Source organism: Cryobacterium glucosi (assembly GCF_004402235.1).
GTDB lineage: Bacteria > Actinomycetota > Actinomycetes > Actinomycetales > Microbacteriaceae > Cryobacterium > Cryobacterium glucosi.
In genome coordinates this window covers 41,198-58,763 of the sequence record NZ_SOFS01000045.1, presented here as the reverse complement: position 1 = coordinate 58,763, position 17,566 = coordinate 41,198, and the positions used below count along the sequence as shown (strand labels likewise).

Here is a 17,566-nt window from a genome sequence, read left to right as displayed (position 1 = left end):
CCGACCCAACGGATAATCCTACCGCACTCTCCCTGCCGGGAGGCTGGGAGCCCCGTTGCGGCCGCGTCTCCGGGGTGTTCCGGGCATCCGCTTGGACGACGAACGGGGCGGGGACCGCAGTCCCCGCCCCGTTTCCCGGCGCTGAAGCCGGCCGGTCCGGTCTAGCGCCCGAACTCGAAGTTGCCGCCAGGGATCGCGGCGAGCAGCTCCTGCGTGTAGGTCTGGCGGGGATTGTCGAAGACCTCGTCCGTCGTTGCGGCCTCGACGATCCGGCCCTGCTGCATGACGCAGACGTTGTCCGCGACGAGGCGGACCACGGCGAGGTCGTGGGTGATGAACAGGTAGGTCAGGTCGAGTTCCGTCTGCAGCTCGGTCAGGAGGTTGAGCACCTGGCCCTGCACGAGTACGTCGAGGGCGGAGACCGCCTCGTCGAGCACGAGCACGTCGGGCTTGAGCGCGAGCGCCCTTGCGATCGCGATGCGCTGCCGCTGGCCGCCCGAGAGTTCGCTCGGGTAGCGGTGCCGGGAGGCCCAGGGCAGGGAGACCTGGTCGAGGAGCTCGCGCACCCGTTCCTGTCGTTCCTTCGCCGTGCCGACCTTGTGCGCGAGCAACGGCTCTGCGATCGTGTTGCCGACGTTGTACTGCGGGTCGAGGGAGCCGTACGGGTCCTGGAAGACCGGTTGCACCCGGCGCCGGAACTTGAGCAGGTCCGCGCCCTTGAGGCCGGCGACGTCCTGGCCGTCGAACTCGATCCGGCCGCTCGTGATGGTCTCGAGCTGCAGGATGAGCTTGGCGACGGTGGACTTGCCGGAGCCGGACTCGCCGACGAGAGCGGTCGTGGTGCCCTTCTGAATGCCGAAGGACACGTCGTTGACCGCGAGCAGGTCGTTGTACTTCAGGCCCTTGGTGCGGATCCGGTACATCTTGGAGATGCCCTCGACCGAGATGAGGTCCTTGGTCGGGGCGGCATCTTCCCGCTCCCTGGCGCGCTTGATCAGGACATCGTCGTTCGCCCCTGCCACGGACGTGGCGGGAGCGGCGACGACGGGATGCTTGGCCGACTGGATCCGACGCGATGCGAGGCTCGGAGCCGCCGCGACGAGACGCTGCGTGTAGGGATGCTGCGGGTTGGCCAGGATCTCCTGCGAGGGCCCGGATTCGACGACCTTGCCCTTGTACATCACCACAAGCTGTTCCGCACGCTCGGCGGCGAGGCCGAGGTCGTGGGTGATGAACAGCACGGACGTGCCGTAGTCACGCGTCAGGGTGGCGAGGTGGTCGAGAATCTGGCGCTGGACGGTCACGTCGAGCGCGGACGTCGGCTCGTCGGCGATCAGCAGCTTCGGACGGGCCGAGAGGCCGATCCCGATCAGCACGCGCTGCCGCATGCCGCCGGAGAACTGGTGCGGATACTGCTTGAGCCGGTCCTCTGCGTCGCTGAGCCCGGCCTCCTTGAGGACCTCGATCGTGCGGAGCTTCGCGGCCTTGCCCTGGGCGACCCCGTTGGCACGGATCGCCTCCTCGACCTGGAAGCCGATGTTCCAGACGGGATTGAGGTTCGACATCGGGTCCTGGGGGACGTACCCGATCAGGCGCCCGCGGACGTCCTGCATCTCCTTGGCCTTGAGGGTGGTGAGGTCGCGGCCCTCGAACAGGATCTGGCCGGCGGTCACCTTGCCGGTGTTGGCGAGCAGGTTGATGATCGCCTGCGCCGTCGTGGTCTTGCCCGAACCGGACTCGCCCACGATCGCGAGGGTCTGGCCCGGGTACAGGGTGAGGTTGACGCCGCGAACGGCGGGAACGACTCCGTGCTGGGTCTGGAAGCCGACCTCGAGGTCGCGGATCTCGAGGAGCGGGGAATTCTCGTCGCGTACGGCGGTGGTCACTGGTTCGATCACGGTCTGGCTCATCGGCGTGCCCTCGATTCGGGGTCGAGTGCGTCGCGCACGGCGTCGCCGAGCATCAGGAAGGCGAGCACGGTCATGGACAGGGCGATGGCCGGGTAGATCAGCACCTGCGGGTTGGTCCGGATCGAGGTCTGGGCCGAGTTGATGTCATTGCCCCAGGACATGATCTGCGGGGGCAGGCCGATGCCGAGGAAGGACAGCGTCGCCTCGGCGACGATGAACGTGCCGAGGGAGACCGTCGCGATCACGATCACGGGGGCGATCGCGTTGGGAACGACGTGACGGACGAGGATCCGGAACTTCGAGACGCCGAGGGCGATGGACGCCGTGACGTAGTCGGAATTCCGGGCCGAGAGCACGGAACCGCGCATGATCCGCGCGATCTGGGGCCACGCGAAGATCGACAGCACCAGGGCGATCGTGACCGGGGTGCGGTCCGGGAGGACCGACATCAGGACGATGGCACCGAGGACGGTCGGGACGGCGAAGAAGATGTCGCCGATCCGGGAGACGATCGCGTCGAAGACGCCGCCGTAGTAGCCCGCGAGGGCTCCCACGACCACGCCGAAGAGCGTGACGATGACGGTTGCGAGCAAGCCCACGGTGACGGAGGCCTGGGTGCCGTGGATCATCCGTGAGTACACGTCACAGCCCTGGCGGGTGAAGCCGAGCAGGTGTCCCTCTTCCGGGCCCTTGTTGCTGTTGGCGAGCAGGCAGTTCTGGTCCGGCGGCACCTGCGTGAAGATGCCGGGGAAGAGCGCCACGATCACGATCAGCAGGATGAGGACGGAGGAGATCCAGAAGCTGGGCTTGCCGCGCAGCGACTCCCAGGCATCCGCCCACGTGCTGCGGGCCTTCTCGGTCTCGTCCAGGCGGTCGACCGCCGCGACGGGGGTGTCGTCGAGAGCCGCGACGAAGTGCGGCTGCGTGTTCCGGTTACTTGGCATAACGAATCCTCGGGTCCAGGGCTGCGTACAGCAGGTCGACGAGCAGGTTCGCCAGCACGAAGATCACGACCATGACGGCGATGAACGACACCACGGTCGGTCCCTCGCCGAGTTTGATCGCCTTGTAGACGGTGCCGCCGACACCGTTGATGTTGAAGATGCCCTCTGTCACGATCGCGCCGACCATCAGGGAGCCGAGGTCGACGCCGAGGAAGGTGACGACCGGGACAAGCGAGTTCCGCAGCACGTGCACGGTGACGACGCGGCGTCGCGACAGCCCCTTCGCCGTCGCGGTGCGCACGAAGTCAGCACCGAGGTTCTCTGAGACGCTGGCCCGGGTGAGCCGCACGATGTACGCGAACGAGACGGATGCGAGCACGATGGCCGGCAGGACCAGCTCGGAGAGCGGCGCCTCGCTGCTGACCGTCGTGCGGGCCCAGCCGAGCTTGACCGCGAACACGTACTGCAGGATGAAGCCGATCACGAACGTCGGCACGCTGATCAACAGCAGGCTGACCACGAGGGCGCTCGCGTCGAAGAGCTTGCCCTTGCGGAGTCCCGCGACGAGGCCGACGAGGATACCGGCGACGGACTCGAAGAACAGCGCGAGGAGCGCGAGCCGGGCGGTGATCGGGAAGGCGGCGGCCATCACGTCGGAAACGGCACGACCGGAGTACGTGGTGCCGAGGTCTCCGTGGAAGAACCCGCCGATGTAGATGAGGTACTGCACGATGAACGGCTGGTCCAGGTGGTACTGGATGCGGAGCTGTTCGATCACGCCGGGTGCCGGTTGCCGGTCACCGAAGAGTGCAGCGATGGGGTCTCCGGGGAGGGAGAACACCATGAAGTAGATGAGGAAGGTGGCGCCGAAGAATACCGGGATCATCTGGAGCAGGCGTTTGCCGGTGTACCAGAGCATCAGGTTCCCGCGCTGGAACGAACGGACATAAGGATCACAATCACTGGTCGAGTCTAGCGAGCGATGCCCGGGACTGAGTGCCCCGGGCATCGCTACGCATGAAACTGGGTCTTATTTTGTGGAGTTAGCCTTTGGTGATTTCGTTGTACAGCGGCACGGAATCCCAGCCGAAGACGACGTTCTCAACCTTGTCGGACCAGACGGCGGTCACGTTGGAGTACCAGAGCGGGATGGTCGGAAGGTCCTTGAGCAGGACTTCCTGGGCCGCCACGTACTTCGCGGTCGCGTCGTCGACGGACTTCGCTGCCGAACCCTCCTTGAGGAGGGTGTCGAACTCGGTGCTGCTGTACTGCTCGTAGTTCGAGCCGGCACCGGTCTGGTACAGCGGCGCGAGGAAGTTGTACATCGAGGGGTAGTCGCCCTGCCATCCGGCGCGGGTGGCACCGGTCAGCTTGTGCGCCTTGCGGTCGGCGAGAGCGGCCTTGAAGGTCGCGTACGGCTTGCCGACTGCGTCGATGCCGAGGGTGTTCTTGATGCTGTTGGCCACGGCGTCGACCCAGGCGGCGTGTCCGCCGTCCGCGTTGTACGCGATGTCGAAGGTGCCGGTGTACGGGGAGATCTTGTCAGCGGCCGCCCAGTCCTTGACGGCTTCTTCCTTGTTGAACTTCAGCACGTCGGAACCGTCGAGGGAGTCGGAGTAACCCGCGATGACCGGCGAGGTGAAGTCGGTCGCGGGGGTGCGGGTGCCCTGGAAGATGACGTCCGTGATTTCCTTGCGGTCGATGGCCATCGAGATGGCCGCGCGACGCAGCTTGCCCTCTTCGCCACTCCAGTGCTCGAGGTAGTACGGCATGTTGAACGCCTGGAAGATCGCGGCCGGCTGGTTCACGAATCGCTCCGGGAAGTCAGTCTGGTATGTCGCGAATGCGGAGTCGGGGACGGCGTCGAGGACGTCGAGGTTTCCGCCCTGCACGTCGGCGTATGCGGCATCCGTCGAGGAGTAGAAGACGATGCTCAGGCCGCCGTTTGCGGGGGTGCGCAGGCCCTTGTACTCCGGGTTCGTGATGAGGTCGATCTTGACGTTGTGCTCCCACGCGCCGGTCTTGGCCAGCATGTACGGGCCGTCGCCGATCGGGTTCTCACCGAATGCCGCCATGTCGGCGTATGCGACGGACGGCAGCGGCATGAAGGCCGTGTAGCCGAGGCGCAGCGGCCAGTCGGCCTCCGGCGAGGCGAGCGTGACGGTGAAGGTCGTGTCGTCGACGACCTTGAGCCCGGTGAGCTCGGTGTCGGCGTCGTAGCTGAAGCCCTCGATGTCGTCGAAGAAGTAGGAAGCGCTCTGCGTGTTGCTGAACTTGGCACCATAGTTCCAGGCGTCGACGAACGACTTGGACGTGACGGCCTCACCGTTGGTGAACTTCCACCCGGTGTTGAGCGTGATGGTCCAGTGCTGTGCGTCGTCGGCCGAGATCGACTTGGCGACCTCGTTCTTGCCCTCGCCCTTGGCGTCGTAGGACACCAGTCCGGCATAGATCGAGGTCATAATCTTGCCGCCACCGGTTTCGGTGGTGTTCGTCGTGATCAACGGGTTCTGCGGTTCGCTGCCGTTGGTCGAGATGATGGCTTTCGCGTCACCCGTCTTCGCCGGCGTCGTCGAGCCGCTGGCACAACCGGAGAGCATGAGCGCTCCCGCTGTGGCCAGAGCGATGGGAATGCCCAGTCTCCTGATTTTCAATTTTCCTCCAGTGCGCAGGGAAACGCCGCGCGATTCGGGACCGCGAAGACGCCTCAGATACTTCTGACCCTAAGTATTCGTTGAGCCAAAAGCACAATCATGAGTCGAATCGTTACCTCGACGAAACATTCTGCGCAAACATGTTGCGCAGATGGACGTTCTTTCGCCGAAACTCGCGCCGCTCTGCCGGGATCGCTCGCCGCCACGCCCTGCCGGCATCGATGCGAGGATAGGGGGATGACTGCTGGTATCCCCGCGCGCGCGACTGTGTTGATCTTCGACGGCGACTGCGCATTCTGCACGACCGCCGTCGGCTGGATGCGCCGCTTGTTGCCGGCAATGCCGGATGCGTCGCCGTACCAGTGGTCCGATCTTCCGGCGCTCGGCCTGACCGAGACGGATGCCCGCTCCCGGGTCTGGCTCGTCGATTCCGCTGGAGCGCGGTTCGGCGGTGCCGCCGCAGTGGCCGCCCTGCTCCGCCACCAGCCGGCTCCCGGCCTGCGTTTCCTCGGCTGGCTCGGCACCGTGCCGCCGTGGTCGTGGGCCGCTGAGGCCGGCTACCGGGTGGTGGCCCGCAACCGGCACCGCCTGCCCGGCGGGACCCCGGCCTGCCGGATGAAGCCGGCCGAGTAACCATCAGCGGAGGGAGCACCAGCTTGATGAGCACCAGCGGCAGGGATTCTTCCGGCGTGGTCCCCGCGGGGACCAGGGGCGTGAATCGGGCGCGACTGGCCTGGGAAGTCGTCATCGTCCTCGGGTTGTCGCTCGGGGCATCCGCCGTGTATTCGATCGTGTCGATCATCGCGCGCCTGACCGACACGACCCCGCTCGGCAACCAGTCGACGACCATCAACGGCTCGCAGTCGACCCGGGAATGGCTCGACTTCACCTACCAGTTCCTCGGCATCTTCTTCGAGCTGTTCTCGGTCGCCCTCGTGCTCTACCTGCTCTGGCGGCCCGGGGCCAGCAGTTTCCGGCGGCTCGGCTTCGACCTGACCCAGCCGCGGCGGGACCTGGCGGGCGGTGTCCTGCTCGTGCTCGCCATCGGCATCCCCGGTCTCGGCCTCTACCTCGCGGGACGGGCGCTCGGGATCACGGTCGCGGTCGTCGCCTCCCCCATCGACACGTTCTGGTGGACGATCCCGATCCTGCTGTTCTCCGCGCTCCGCGCCGCGCTCAGCGAGGAGCTCATCGTCGTCGGGTACCTCTTCACCCGGCTCAGGGAGCTCGGCTGGTCGACCTGGACGATCATCACGGCATCCGCACTTCTCCGTGGCAGTTATCACCTGTACCAGGGCATCGGGCCGTTCGTCGGCAACGCGGCCATGGGCGTCGTCTTCGGGTGGTGCTACACCCGCTGGGGCCGCACGGCGCCGCTCGTCGTGGCGCACACGATCCTCGACGTGGTCTCCTTCGTCGGCTACCCCCTCGCGCTGTCCTGGTGGCCCGCCCTCCTGGCTCCCGCCACCTGAACCGCACGCTCCCCCGCGGCCCGTCCCCGTCCCGCCCCGTCCGTAGTACCGCCGATTTCCTTCCGCGAGAGTACAGTTTTGGCCCTTAAGTCGATGATTTAAGGGCCAAAACTGTACTCTCGCGGCCGGGCTACGGACGCGTCAGGGCGCAGCGGATGCTGCTAGTCGGCGAAGGCCTCTGGCGGCGGGCAGGCGCAGACCAGGTTCCGGTCTCCGAAGGCGTTGTCGATCCTGCGGACCGGCGGCCAGTACTTGCCCCGGATGAGGCTGCGCAGCGGGTAGACGGCGGTCGCGCGGTCGTAGGCGTGCTCCCACTCCCCCTCGATCACTGACTGCGCCGTGTGCGGGGCATTGTGCAGAGGGTTGTCGTCGGCCGGCCAGACGCCGGCGGCGACGGCATCCGCTTCGGCCTTGATCGCGATCATGGCCTCGATGAAGCGGTCGATCTCGCCGAGGTCCTCGCTCTCGGTCGGTTCGACCATGAGCGTGCCCGAGACAGGGAAGCTCATCGTGGGCGCGTGGAAGCCGTAGTCGACGAGGCGCTTGGCGACGTCGTCGACGGTCACGCCCGTCGCGGCGGTCAGCGGGCGCAGGTCGAGGATGCACTCGTGTGCGACGAGACCGTTCTCCCCGGAGTAGAGCAGAGGGTAGGCGCCCTCGAGCCCCTTCGCGACGTAGTTGGCGGCGAGCACCGCAGCGCCGGTGGCCTGTTTGAGGCCGGCCGCGCCCATCATGCGCACGTAGGCCCACGAGATCGGCAGGATGCCCGGGCTCCCGTACGGTGCGGCAGAGACCGGGCCGCCGCCGTGCACGACGGTTCCGACGGTGCCGGTCGCGATGCCCGTTGCGATTGCGCCCACGGTGGCGCCGCCGCGCAGGTAGTGCTCCGCGTCCTGGGCGAGCGGGTGGCCCGGCAGGAACGGCGCAAGGTGCGCCTTGGCCGCGACCGGGCCGACACCGGGTCCGCCGCCGCCGTGCGGGATGCAGAAGGTCTTGTGCAGGTTGAGGTGCGACACGTCGCCGCCGAAGTCGCCGTACCGGGCGAAGCCGAGCAGCGCGTTGAGGTTGGCGCCGTCGACGTAGACCTGCCCGCCGGCCGCGTGCACGGCCTGGCAGATGGTGCCGACCTCGTGCTCGTAGACGCCGTGCGTCGAGGGGTAGGTGATCATGAGCGCGGCGAGGCTGTCGGCGTGCTCGGCGATCTTCGCGCGCAGGTCGTCGAGGTCGACGTTCCCGAGGTCGTCGCACGCGACGACGACGACCTTCATGCCGGCGAGCACGGCGGATGCCGCGTTCGTGCCGTGCGCGCTCGACGGGATCAGGCAGATGGTGCGTTCAGCGTTGCCGTTGGCGAGGTGATAGCCGCGGATGGCGAGCAGCCCGGACAGTTCGCCCTGGCTCCCCGCGTTCGGCTGGAGCGACACGGAATCGTACCCCGTGACATCCGTCAGCCACGTCTCGAGCTGCCGGATGAGTTCGAGGTAGCCGTCGACGTCGTCGCGTGGGGCGAAGGGGTGGATTCCGCTGAATTCGGGCCAGCTGACGGCCTCCATCTCGGTCGCCGCATTGAGCTTCATGGTGCAGGAGCCGAGTGGGATCATGCCGCGGTCGAGCGCGTAGTCGTAGTCGGCGAGGCGCTTGAGGTAGCGCATCATGCTCGTCTCGGAGCGGTGCGTGTTGAAGACAGGGTGCTCGAGGTACGTCGTGGTGCGGGCGAGCTCCTCGGGGAGCCCGGTGACGGATGCCTCGAGGTCGACGTGTCCGAAGGCATCCGTTCCGCCGAACGCGCCGAGCACCGCGGCGAGGTCGCTCCGGGTGGTGGTCTCGTCGACACTGATGCCGATCGTGTCGCAGTCGACCTGGTAGAGGTTGACGCCGGCGCCCGAGGCGCGGGCGACGATCTCGGCGGCACGGGACGGCATCGAGACCCGCACGGTGTCGAAGAAGGTGTCGTTCAGCACCGTCACGTCCGCGGCGCGGAGTGCGGCGACGAGCCGGCCGGCGTTCTCGTGCACCCCGCGGGCGATCTGGCGAAGCCCGTCCGGGCCGTGGTAGACCGCGTACATGCCCGCCATGACGGCGAGGAGCACCTGGGCGGTGCAGATGTTCGAGGTTGCCTTGTCCCGGCGGATGTGCTGCTCGCGCACCTGGAGCGACAGGCGGTAGGCCGGGTGGCCGGCCGCGTCGACGCTCACGCCGACGAGGCGCCCGGGCATCTGGCGTTCGAGGCCCTTGCGGACGGCGAGGTAGCCGGCGTGCGGACCGCCGAAGCCCATCGGCACGCCGAAGCGCTGGCTCGTGCCGACGGCCACGTCAGCACCGAGTTCGCCGGGCGACATGATCAGGGTGAGCGCGAGCAGGTCGGCGGCGACGACGGCGAGAGCGCCCTGGGCGTGTGCTGCCTCGATCACGGCGGCAGGATTCCAGACCGTCCCGGTCGCGCCGGGGTACTGCACGAACACGCCGAAGTAGTCGCCGAGCCCGGCGGAGGCATCGGCGTCACCGGCGGCGGCGGGCTCCGCGTCGGCGCCGGGCGTGCCGAAGTCGGTCTCCACGAGCTCGATCCCGAGCGCGGCGGCCCGGTTCGCGAGCAGTGCCTTCGTCTGCGGGAGCGCGTCGGCGTCGACGAGGAACCGGTGCGACGGCGACTTCGAGCCGCGCCTGGCGAGGAGCATGCCCTCGACGACGGCTGTCGACTCGTCGAGCATCGACGCGTTCGCGGTGTGCAGACCGGTCAGGTCGGCGATCATCGTCTGGAAGTTGATCAGCGCCTCGAGCCGGCCCTGGGAGATCTCGGGCTGGTAGGGGGTGTACGCCGTGTACCAGCTCGGGTTCTCGAGGACATTGCGCTTGATCACGGCCGGCGTGATCGTGTCGTAGTAGCCGAGCCCTATCATCGAGCGCTGTACGGTGTTGCGGCCGGCGAGGGCGCGCAGCTCCGCGAGCGCCTCGCGCTCGCTCGCTGCGGGCGGAAGCAGGGTGTCCGACTCCGACCGGAACGCGTCGACGTGGATCGAGGCGGGAACGGCGGCGGCCACGAGGGCGTTGACGGAGTCGTAGCCGAGGCGGGCGAGCATCGTGGCCTGCGCCGCGGCATCCGTGCCGATGTGCCGCTCGGTGAACGGGCGCTCGGTGGCCTGGGCTGAGGCCTGGGCGGTCAGGGTGGGACTGAGGTGCTTGGTCATCTGGCGCTGCCTGCTTCCTGGGAGCTTATTCGCCGGTGAGGGCGGAGTATTCGGCGTGGCTGAGGAGGGGCGGCAGCTCGAGGAACGTGACCTTGATCAGCCAGCCCTCTCCGAACGGGTCGCTGTTGACGAGCTCGGGGCTGTCGACGACACCGTCGTTGGTGGCCGTGACCGTGCCACTGACCGGCGCGAAGAGCTCGCCGACGGACTTGGTGGACTCGATCTCGCCGACGATCGAGCCGGCGATGACGCCTGTTCCGACGGCGGGCAGCTCGACGAAGACGACGTCACCGAGCTTCTCTGCCGCGTACGCCGTGATTCCGACGGTTGCGGTGTCGCCCTCGATGAGGACCCACTCGTGTTCTGCGGTGTACTGGAGGGTGGTCTGGTCGGTCATGGGGTGTCCTTTCGGCGGAACAACGGGCAGTGCGTGCTGGTCTGGAGGGGTGCCGGCGAGAATCGCCGCCGGGAGTGCGTGGGCGGATGCCCTCGGGGTCAGGGCTTGCGGGAGTAGAACGGGAGCGCGGTCACGGTCGCCGGGATGCGTGTGCCGCGCACGTCGACGAAGACCTCGGTGCCGAGCCGGGCGATCGACGGCGAGACGTACGCCATCATGACCGGATGTCCCAGGGTCGGGGAGAGGGCGCCGCTCGTGATCATCCCCTCCGGTGTGTGCGCGTCAGCGCTGCGGAAGACGTCGTAGGAGGCGCGGCCGGCGCGCTTGCCCGCGGACACGAGTCCGACGAGCACGGCGGACCCCGCCTGCGGCCCCTCTTCGCTCGCGGCGCGGCCGATGAAGTCGGTCTCCTTGGCGAGGTTGACGACCCGGCCGAGTCCGGCCTGGGCCGGGTAGGTCGCCTCGCTCAGTTCGTGGCCGTAGAGCGGCATGCCGGCCTCGAGGCGCAGGGTGTCGCGGCTCGCGAGTCCGGCGGGCACGAGGCCGTGGTCGGCGCCGGCCGCGGTGAGCGCATTCCAGAGGGCGAGGGCCCGATCGATGGGCACGTACAGTTCGAAGCCGTCCTCCCCGGTGTACCCGGTGCGGGCGATCAGCACCGGGACGTCGGTGAAGGTGCCCGTCATGGCCCGGTAGTAGCGGAGGGCGCCGAGGTCGTCGGTGGCCGTGAGACCGGCGGTCGCCTGGAGGATGGCGAGGGAGTTCGGGCCCTGGACGGCGATGAGCGCGGTGTCGTCGCTCTCGTCGGTCACGGTCACGTCGAAACGGGCAGCGCGCTTGGTGAGGGCCTCGAGCGCCGGGAAGTGGTTGCCGGCGTTGGCGATCACGAGGAACTCGGTCTCCCCGGTGCGGTAGACGACGATGTCGTCGACGATGCCGCCTGCCGCGTTCAGGATCAGGCTGTACTTCGCCTGGAAGAGGGCGATCGCGGAGAGCTTTCCGGCGAGGGCGTAGTCGAGGTACGCAGCGGCATCCGCCCCGCTCACCCGGATCTCGGCCATGTGGGAGAGGTCGAACAGGCCGGCGGCGGTACGCACCGCGTGGTGCTCGGCGAGATCGCTCGAGTAGCGCACCGGCATCTGCCAGCCGGCGAAGTCGGTGAAGCTGGCTCCGGCGTCGACGTGCGCCTGGTGCAGCGGGGAATACCGTTCGGTCAGATCCGGGGTCATGAGTTCTCCAGGCAGGTCGGCCGCGGCCGAGCGAGATTCTCGGGGTCGTGGCGACCCCGTGGGAACTCCCCCTCTGTCGTCAGGCCTGAGAGCTTCGCCGCGTCCTGGTCGGGACGTGACTTTCACCATGGGCGAGCCGCATTGTGCTGCGACTACTTTTCAGAGTGGCCAGTCCGATGCGGTACGAGTACCTGAGAGATTGTCGGGGAGGATTGCTCCTTCGGTGTCCGGCCGCCGAGGCGCCGGACTCTCCCGCATCGGCCGTGTCGGCCCGGTATTCAGTTGGACGGCGCGCCTGGTCGGGCTCAACCGCTTCGCGAGCAGCTTAGCAGCCGGAGTTCCACTGGGACCGGCTCCGGCCTGCCCGATCGCGCAGCACGCCGGCGCCGGATCCTGCCTCGCCGGGCACCCCGGTCAGGCGCCGAAGGAGTCGGCGACCGCGTCGGTGACCTCGACCAGCCGGGTGAGCAGGGCCTCCATCGACTCCGACCGCAGCAGCTCGATCTGGTCGAGGGGGCCGACCGGCGCGATCGCCGCGAGCTGCCAGGCCGCGACAGCCGGGTCGCCGGAGAGTTCGACGTCGGGCGCCCAGGGCTGCTCGGTGAATTCGCTCGCGAGCGCAAGCGCCCGGCGCACCACCCGTTCGGCCCGCTCCCGCAGAGGGAACAGCTCGTCGTCCCACTCCAGCTCGGGGAGCTCGCGCACGCTCGCCTGCGGATACGGGTCGTCGTCGAGCCACTCGAGCACCTCGATGCGCCGCTCGCCGTGGGCGACCACGCCGACGAACCCCTCTGGGGCCTCGATCTGCGTGATCCTGGCCACCGTCCCGATCCCGAACCGGTGCTCACCGCCGCCGACTTCCTGGCCGCGCTCGATCAGCACGACGCCGAAGACCGCGGTCTCGGCGTCGAGCACCCGCGCCATCATCACCAGGTAGCGCTGTTCGAACACGCGCAGGTGCAGTGGCATGTGCGGAAACAGCACCGCGCCCAGCGGGAACATCGGCAGAGTGGTCACCCGCCCACCCAACCACGCTCGAGCCCGCGGACCAAGCCCCTCCCCTCCCGGAGCGCGAGGGTCAGGATTCGGTGACGGTGCCTGCGACGACCTTCCAGTGCCGGTCGGTGTGGACCGTGGCGAGCATCCGCCGGTCGTGGGTGACCAGGAGGAGGGTGCCCTCGTAACTCTCGAGGGCCTGCTCGAGCTGTTCGATCGCGGCGAGGTCGAGGTGGTTCGTCGGTTCGTCGAGCACGAGGAGATTGATGCCGCGGGCCTGGAGCAGGGCGAGGGCCGCGCGGGTGCGCTCCCCCGGCGACAGCTCGCCGGCCGGCCGGGTGACGTGATCGACCTTGAGCCCGAACTTGGCGAGCAGGGTGCGTACCTCCGCCGTCGAGAGGTCGGGCACAAGCTCCTCGAAGCCCTCGGCGAGCGGCCGGGAACCCAGCAGCAGTGACCTGGCCTGGTCGATCTCGCCGATCCGTACGCTCGCGCCAACGCTCGCGGTGCCGCTGTCCGGAACCGAGCGGCCGAGGAGGGCGCCCAGCAGGGTTGTCTTGCCCGCGCCGTTCGGCCCGGTGATGCCGATCCGTTCGCCCGCGTTGACCTGCAGCGACACCGGCCCGAGGGTGAACCCGCCCCGGCGGAAGACGGCCTCGTTGAGGGTCGCGACGACCGCGCCCGACCGCGGCGCCTCGCCGATCGTGAAGTCGAGCTGCCATTCCTTGCGCGGTTCCTCGACCTCGTCGAGGCGTTTGATCCGGCTCTCCATCTGCCGCACCTTCTGCGCCTGCTTCTCGCTCGATTCAGCGGATGCCTTCCGCCGGATCTTGTCGTTGTCCGGCGACTTCTTCATCGCGTTGCGCACGCCCTGGCTCGACCACTCCCGCTGGACGCGGGCCCGGCCGACGAGGTCGGCCTTCTTCTCGGCGAACTCCTCATAGTGTTCGCGCTTGTGCCTCCTGTCGGTTTCGCGCTCCTCGAGGTAGGAGTCGTAGCCGCCGCCGAAGATCCGGTTGGCGCCCTGGGCGAGATCGAGTTCGAGCACCCGGGTGACGCAGCGGGCCAGGAATTCCCGGTCGTGGCTGACGAGCACGACCCCGCCCCTGAGTCCGTGCACGAAGGCCTCGAGCCGTTCGAGTCCGTCGAGGTCGAGGTCGTTCGTGGGCTCGTCGAGCAGCACGACGTCGAAGCGGCTGAGCAGCAGGGCCGCCAGGCCCACCCGGGCGGCCTGACCGCCGGAGAGCGAGGTCATCGCCGCGTCGGCGGCGAGGCTGAGTCCGAGGTCGGCGAGCTGGGCGGGCATCCGCTCGTCGAGGTCGGCGGCGCCGCTCGCGAGCCAGCGATCGAGGGCAGCGGAGTAGACGTCGCCGGGATCGCGTCCGTCGGGGCGACTGCCGGCGCCGCCATCGCCGACGGGCGCCTCACCCGCGAGCAGGGCGGCGGCGGCATCGAGCTCGCGGCTCGCGTCGGCGCAGCCCGTGCGGCGGCCGATGTAGTCCGCGATCGATTCGCCCGGCCTGCGGTCCGGCTCCTGCGGCAACCAGCCGACGAAGGCATCCGCCGGGGAGAGTCCGACGCTGCCGGCCTGCGGGGCGAGCCGGCCGGCGAGCAGCCGCAGCAGCGTCGACTTGCCGGAGCCGTTGACCCCGACCACCCCGACGACGTCGCCGGGCGCGACGGTGAGGTCGAGTGAATCGAAAAGGGTACGGTGCGCGTACCCGCCGGCGAGGCCCTTGGCCACGAGCGTTGCGGTCATTACTCCATGGTCTCATTGCACCTGTTCTCCCGGCACCGCGTAGCCTGTTACTGTCCCGTGACCGGCACGGCGGCAGTTCGAAGGGCTTTCTTGTGGACACCACCCTGCTCCGGCGTTTCGTCACGACCGCCGAAGCCACTAACTGGGGTGCCGCGGCGAAGACCCTCAACATGACCCGCGCCACCCTCCTGATCTCCATCAGGAAGCTCGAGGAGGAGGTCGGCGGCGAACTGTTCGTCACCGTCGACGACGTGCCCACCCTGACGAGCGCCGGACTCGAGCTGCTCGAGGTCGCGCGTCCCGTGGTGCGGAAGCCCGCTGCAGCGGCAGCCCCGCAGAAGCCCGCGAAGGCCGGAGGCAAGGCGAAAGCCTCCAAGGGCCAGGGCCGGGCGCCCGCGGTCAAGGGCGCGCCGAAGCCCAAGGGGCGCCGCCAGTCCCGCTGAGCGGCGTGACCGGCCCGCCCGATAGGGTGGTCTCGTCCACCCCGAGGAAGGGCACGATCATCAGAGAACCACGGCGAATCGATTCAGAGTCCGTCCAGCGGATGGCTTCCGCATGAACTGGGTGATCGCCGGGCTTCCCCTGCACCCACTTCTCGTGCACGCGAGCGTGATCCTGATCCCTCTTGCCGCCCTGTGCACGATCCTGACTCTGGTCTGGCCGGCCGCCCGGCGGCGGCTCGGCATCGTCACGCCGCTGCTCGCGTTCGCCGCGCTCGGCGCGACCCTGCTGACTGTGCAAGCCGGGGAGGCCCTGGCGCAGATCATCACCCCGACCGCGCTGAGCGGGGCGCACGTCGCCATCGGCGAGACCGTGCGGCCGTGGGTCTTCGGGCTGTTTCTTGTGGCTGCGGCCCAGTGGCTGTGGTTCCGGTATTTCGGGACCGGGCAGAAGTACGGCGCCCGGATCCCCTCCCCGGGAACCCGCACGGCCCTGACAGTCGTACTCGCTGTCGCAGTGGCCCTGACGAGCGTCGGATCCGTCGTTTCGGTCGTCGTCGTGGGCGATTCCGGCGCCAGGGCCGTGTGGTCGCCGGTCGTCGACGGCACGAAGTAGGGACGGCCGACGGGCCTGATTCCCACCCTCCTGCGGTGCCTTGACCACGGCCCGCGATGGGTGTACTACGGACGCCGTGAGGGCCCGGACCGGTTCCGGGCATGCCGTCCAAAGGAGGAATCATGGCACCCTTCACCCTTGACTCTCTGCGTGAACGAGTCCGCGGATCCGTGATCGGACCTGACGACCCGGGGTACGACGACGCGAGAGCCGTCTACAACGGGATGATCAACAAACGTCCGGCCGTCGTCGTCAGGCCCTCGCAGGTCGCCGACGTGATGACGAGCGTCGCGTTCGCCAGGGAACACGAACTCCCCGTCGCCGTTCGCGGCGGCGGGCACAGCGCCCCCGGATTCGGCACGGTCGACGGCGGCCTCGTCATCGACTTCGTCGCGCAGACCGGTGTTCGGGTCGATCCGGCCGCGGAAACGGCACGTTCCGGGCCCGGGGCGACCTGGGCGGACTTCAACCACGCGACCCACGCCTTCGGCCTCGCAACGACCGGCGGGATCATCGGCTCGACGGGCGTGTCCGGGCTCACCCTCGGCGGCGGAATCGGGTACCTCTCGCGGCAATTCGGATTGTCGTGTGACAACCTGCTCTCCGCCGATGTCGTGACCGCGGACGGACGGTTCCTCGTGGCGAGTGAAACCGAGAACGCGGACCTGTTCTGGGCGCTGCGCGGCGGGGGCGGTAACTTCGGAGTGGTCACCTCGCTCGAGTTCCGGCTGCACCCGGTCTCCACCATCTACGGGGGCCTGGTGATCTACCCCGCGGCGGAGGCAGACACCGTCGGCCGCTTCTACCGGGACTTCATCGCGAACGCCCCGGAGGAGTTCGGCGTGTTCCTCGGGTTCCACCAGGGACCGCCGGTGCCGTTCCTGCCCGAGCAGTGGCACGGTCAACCCGTCTGCGTCATCGTCGGCGCCTGGACCGGACCCCTCGACGAGGGCGAGAAGCGCTGGCAGCCGATCCTCGACGCCGCGCCCGTCGCCGGTTCGTTTGTCGGGCCGCTCCCGTACCCCGTGCTGAACGGTCTGTTCGACCCGATGCTGCCGAAGGGCATGCAGGCGTACTGGAAGGCGGACTTCCTCGCCTCCCTGAGCGATGACGCGCTGCGGGTCGCCGTCGACTTCGGCAGCCGGATCCCGAGCATGGAGTCCGCGAACCACTACTACCCGATCGACGGGGCGGTGCAGCGGGTCGCACCGGGGGCGACGGCATTCCCCTACCGGAACGTGGACTTCGCGCCGGTCATCGCCGGGATGTGGCACGACCCCGCGGACAATGCGGCGAACATCCGCTGGGTTCGGGACTACTGGGAGGCGCTGCACCCCTTTGCCGAGCCCGGCGGCTACATCAATTTCATGGACGCCGACGATCAGGGCAGGATCGCGCAGAACTACGGGCCGAACTACGAGCGGCTCGCGGAAGTGAAGGCCGTCTACGACCCGGACAACGTGTTCCGCGTCAATCAGAACATCAGTCCGCGCGTCAGTGCCCCGTCCGCCGGCACCCAGGCTCCGGGGGCCCAGGAGGGAGGCGTCACGAGCGTCGAGGACTGACCGGTCGTCGCGTGACCTTGCGTGGCCTCGGGTCAGGCCTTCTTGACCACGCTCGACTTCAGCTGCATCGCTCCGACGCCGTCGATCTTGCAGTCGATGTCGTGGTCGCCGACGCCGTCGACCAGGCGGATGCCACGCACCTTCGTGCCGACCTTCACCACGGTCGAGCTGCCCTTGACCTTGAGGTCCTTGATCACGGTGACGGTGTCGCCGTCCGCGAGAACGGTTCCGAAGGCATCCGTGATCACGCGCTCGGCGGATGCGTCACCCGGGTCGGCCGTCAGGCTCACGTCGGCCGCGGCCCATTCGTGCCCGCACAGCGGGCAGACGAGCAGTGCGCCCATCTCGTAGGCGAGGTCGCTGGAACATTCGGGGCACGGGGGCAGGGTATCGGTCACTTCC

15 protein-coding genes and 2 riboswitches are annotated in these 17,566 nt (G+C 68.5%); of the genes, 5 read left to right on the top strand and 10 right to left on the bottom strand.

The window, feature by feature from the left end; genetic code table 11:
- Positions 1–161: 161 nt before the first annotated feature.
- From E3O46_RS17590 to E3O46_RS17575, 4 genes are all read right to left on the bottom strand, one after another.
- Positions 162–1,910: a dipeptide ABC transporter ATP-binding protein gene (locus E3O46_RS17590; RefSeq protein WP_134449529.1), complete on the bottom strand. Its 1,749-nt coding sequence runs from the start codon at positions 1,908–1,910 to the stop codon at positions 162–164.
- A complete protein-coding gene (locus E3O46_RS17585) occupies positions 1,907–2,854 on the bottom strand; it encodes an ABC transporter permease (RefSeq protein ID WP_134559103.1) in 948 nt (315 codons plus the stop codon). Before E3O46_RS17585 ends, E3O46_RS17590 begins: the two co-directional genes overlap by 4 nt.
- Positions 2,844–3,773 (bottom strand): ABC transporter permease, encoded by a 930-nt coding sequence (locus tag E3O46_RS17580; protein WP_134449527.1) that lies wholly within the window; start codon positions 3,771–3,773, stop codon positions 2,844–2,846. Before E3O46_RS17580 ends, E3O46_RS17585 begins: the two co-directional genes overlap by 11 nt.
- A 124-nt stretch (positions 3,774–3,897) precedes the next feature.
- On the bottom strand, positions 3,898–5,508 hold the full coding sequence (locus E3O46_RS17575) for a peptide ABC transporter substrate-binding protein (protein ID WP_134449526.1): 1,611 nt from the start codon (positions 5,506–5,508) through the stop codon (positions 3,898–3,900).
- Positions 5,509–5,745: 237 nt separating this feature from the next.
- On the opposite strand from E3O46_RS17575, the gene E3O46_RS17570 reads away from it, so the two are divergent.
- Positions 5,746–6,141: a thiol-disulfide oxidoreductase DCC family protein gene (locus E3O46_RS17570; RefSeq protein ID WP_134449525.1), complete on the top strand. Its 396-nt coding sequence runs from the start codon at positions 5,746–5,748 to the stop codon at positions 6,139–6,141.
- Between the two features lie 26 nt (positions 6,142–6,167).
- Positions 6,168–6,980 (top strand): CPBP family intramembrane glutamic endopeptidase, encoded by an 813-nt coding sequence (locus E3O46_RS17565; RefSeq protein WP_134562257.1) that lies wholly within the window; start codon positions 6,168–6,170, stop codon positions 6,978–6,980.
- A gap of 161 nt (positions 6,981–7,141) precedes the next feature.
- Here E3O46_RS17565 and gcvP read toward each other — a convergent pair whose 3' ends face one another.
- The 5 genes from gcvP to E3O46_RS17540 all read right to left on the bottom strand — a co-directional run bounded on the left by gcvP (position 7,142) and on the right by E3O46_RS17540 (position 14,543).
- A complete protein-coding gene (gcvP, locus tag E3O46_RS17560; protein ID WP_241975351.1) occupies positions 7,142–10,057 on the bottom strand; it encodes an aminomethyl-transferring glycine dehydrogenase in 2,916 nt (971 codons plus the stop codon).
- 133 nt (positions 10,058–10,190) lie between these two features.
- Complete coding sequence (gcvH, locus tag E3O46_RS17555; protein WP_134562225.1) at positions 10,191–10,562, bottom strand: glycine cleavage system protein GcvH; 372 nt, start codon at positions 10,560–10,562, stop codon at positions 10,191–10,193.
- A gap of 98 nt (positions 10,563–10,660) precedes the next feature.
- Entirely contained in the window at positions 10,661–11,788 is a 1,128-nt protein-coding gene (gcvT, locus tag E3O46_RS17550; RefSeq protein WP_134449522.1) for a glycine cleavage system aminomethyltransferase GcvT, read from the bottom strand.
- A gap of 66 nt (positions 11,789–11,854) precedes the next feature.
- Positions 11,855–11,956, bottom strand: a riboswitch (glycine riboswitch).
- A 1-nt stretch (position 11,957) separates the two neighbouring features.
- Positions 11,958–12,053, bottom strand: a riboswitch (glycine riboswitch).
- A gap of 149 nt (positions 12,054–12,202) precedes the next feature.
- Positions 12,203–12,805 carry an LON peptidase substrate-binding domain-containing protein gene (locus tag E3O46_RS17545; protein ID WP_134449521.1) on the bottom strand — a complete coding sequence of 201 codons (603 nt, stop codon included), beginning with the start codon at positions 12,803–12,805 and terminating at the stop codon, positions 12,203–12,205.
- A 61-nt stretch (positions 12,806–12,866) separates the two neighbouring features.
- Positions 12,867–14,543: an ABC-F family ATP-binding cassette domain-containing protein gene (locus E3O46_RS17540; RefSeq protein ID WP_134562224.1), complete on the bottom strand. Its 1,677-nt coding sequence runs from the start codon at positions 14,541–14,543 to the stop codon at positions 12,867–12,869.
- A 92-nt stretch (positions 14,544–14,635) separates the two neighbouring features.
- Between E3O46_RS17540 and E3O46_RS17535 the strand changes: the two genes are divergently transcribed.
- From E3O46_RS17535 to E3O46_RS17525, 3 genes are all read left to right on the top strand, one after another.
- On the top strand, positions 14,636–14,986 hold the full coding sequence (locus E3O46_RS17535; RefSeq protein WP_134449519.1) for a LysR family transcriptional regulator: 351 nt from the start codon (positions 14,636–14,638) through the stop codon (positions 14,984–14,986).
- A 112-nt stretch (positions 14,987–15,098) separates the two neighbouring features.
- Entirely contained in the window at positions 15,099–15,599 is a 501-nt protein-coding gene (locus E3O46_RS17530) for a DUF2231 domain-containing protein (RefSeq protein ID WP_134449518.1), read from the top strand.
- A 122-nt stretch (positions 15,600–15,721) separates the two neighbouring features.
- Positions 15,722–17,164 (top strand): FAD-binding oxidoreductase, encoded by a 1,443-nt coding sequence (locus E3O46_RS17525; RefSeq protein WP_134562222.1) that lies wholly within the window; start codon positions 15,722–15,724, stop codon positions 17,162–17,164.
- 32 nt (positions 17,165–17,196) lie between these two features.
- On the opposite strand, the gene E3O46_RS17520 is transcribed toward E3O46_RS17525, so the two are convergent.
- Entirely contained in the window at positions 17,197–17,562 is a 366-nt protein-coding gene (locus tag E3O46_RS17520; RefSeq protein WP_134449516.1) for a zinc ribbon domain-containing protein YjdM, read from the bottom strand.
- Between the last annotated feature and the right edge of the window lie 4 nt (positions 17,563–17,566).

Coding starts and splice junctions, on each gene's coding strand:
- E3O46_RS17590 (WP_134449529.1), bottom strand. CDS start 1,910: ATGAGCCAGACCGTGATCGAACCAGTGACCACCGCCGTACGCGACGAG.
- E3O46_RS17585 (WP_134559103.1), bottom strand. CDS start 2,854: ATGCCAAGTAACCGGAACACGCAGCCGCACTTCGTCGCGGCTCTCGAC.
- E3O46_RS17580 (WP_134449527.1), bottom strand. CDS start 3,773: ATGCTCTGGTACACCGGCAAACGCCTGCTCCAGATGATCCCGGTATTC.
- E3O46_RS17570 (WP_134449525.1), top strand. CDS start 5,746: ATGACTGCTGGTATCCCCGCGCGCGCGACTGTGTTGATCTTCGACGGC.
- E3O46_RS17565 (WP_134562257.1), top strand. CDS start 6,168: ATGAGCACCAGCGGCAGGGATTCTTCCGGCGTGGTCCCCGCGGGGACC.
- gcvP (WP_241975351.1), bottom strand. CDS start 10,057: ATGCTCGCCCGCCTCGGCTACGACTCCGTCAACGCCCTCGTGGCCGCC.
- gcvH (WP_134562225.1), bottom strand. CDS start 10,562: ATGACCGACCAGACCACCCTCCAGTACACCGCAGAACACGAGTGGGTC.
- gcvT (WP_134449522.1), bottom strand. CDS start 11,788: ATGACCCCGGATCTGACCGAACGGTATTCCCCGCTGCACCAGGCGCAC.
- E3O46_RS17540 (WP_134562224.1), bottom strand. CDS start 14,543: ATGACCGCAACGCTCGTGGCCAAGGGCCTCGCCGGCGGGTACGCGCAC.
- E3O46_RS17530 (WP_134449518.1), top strand. CDS start 15,099: ATGAACTGGGTGATCGCCGGGCTTCCCCTGCACCCACTTCTCGTGCAC.
- E3O46_RS17525 (WP_134562222.1), top strand. CDS start 15,722: ATGGCACCCTTCACCCTTGACTCTCTGCGTGAACGAGTCCGCGGATCC.